Consider the following 1,180-nt stretch of genomic DNA (forward strand, 5'->3'; position numbering starts at 1 on the left):
GCCTCGGTGACCGATAGGTACATTCTGTGTGCATATGCGACGGCACCTGATGCGGTCGGCGTGCGTCGTAGGTAGGACAACGAGGCGGATACAGCGGGACGAAGGGGGCACCGGTCATGCCGGACGGGGGCTACAAAGCCGATTCAGAGGCGATGCTCACGGCGTCGACGTCGTTGGATCGCGCGGCTCAGCACACGACGTCCGAGGCGGGGAAAGTCGGACCGACCCAGGTGCAGCCCGCGGACTTCGGCCGCGTGCACAAGGACTACCAAAAGGGCTACGCCACCGGAATCCTCGCCATTTCCGACGCGATGAAGGGCTACGCGGGCCAGCTCACCCAGCTCGCCGGCGGGGTCAGTACCGCGTCGACCCGCTACACCTCATCCGACCAGGCGAACGCCGCGGCTGCCAACAAGGCGGGGACGCAATGAGCAAGTACACGTGGGAGCAGAAGAAAGCCCTGCTCGACGACCCGTACATCACGCAGGGCACCAAGAACGCGCTGATCTTCGGTGGGGACGCGGCCTACGAGAAGGCCATCGCCGAGCGTGACTCGAACGCGGCGGCGGACAAGAAGCAGAAGACCGCGGTGGAGAAGGCGGACAAGGATCTCGACGCCATGGCCCGGCCGGCCGCGGGCGGTTCGACGACCAAGTCCGACCAGGTGCTCGACCTCGGCAACCCGGCGCTGGACTTCTTCTCCGACTGGATCGAGCAGGTCTGGAACAAGATGCCGGACAAGCCGTCCGACCTGAACTACAAGACCGACATCTGGGACCGGTTCCACGAGAACCGCGAGATCAATTTCCAGGCGATGTTCGACGAGGTCGAGGACCTCACTGATGCCAAGAAGACCGTCGAGCAGACCGGGACCGACGCCACTTCGGCGCTGACCACGCTCTTCCACGATTGGAAGGGCGAGGGCGCGACGGCGGCGAAGGTCAAGTACGAGCAGCGGATCCAGCCTGACGCGAAGGAACTCGTCGCGCAGATGGACGGCGCCATCAAACTGGTGCCCGCGACGATCGACAAGATCTACACCGCGCTCAAGCTGAAGGTCGACGAAACGCTGAAGCTGCGTGTCGACAAGGTCGCCACGGCGCCGCTGTTCACGGCGAAGCAGGTCGTCGAGATCGCGAACGGCAAGGTCGACTCCAAAGACAAGCTCATGGACGTCGCG

Annotated in this window: 1 protein-coding gene and 1 pseudogene; both read left to right on the plus strand. The window is 64.3% G+C overall.

The features are described from left to right. The first annotated feature begins 116 nt into the window (after positions 1-116). Entirely contained in the window at positions 117-431 is a 315-nt protein-coding gene (locus tag CFP71_RS41295; RefSeq protein WP_093939319.1) for a hypothetical protein, read from the plus strand. Then, positions 428-1,180, plus strand: a pseudogene (locus CFP71_RS41300) (hypothetical protein); the annotation flags it as partial. The gene CFP71_RS41295 and the pseudogene CFP71_RS41300, both read left to right, overlap by 4 nt.

Source organism: Amycolatopsis thailandensis (assembly GCF_002234405.1).
GTDB classification, from domain to species: Bacteria; Actinomycetota; Actinomycetes; order Mycobacteriales; family Pseudonocardiaceae; genus Amycolatopsis; species Amycolatopsis thailandensis.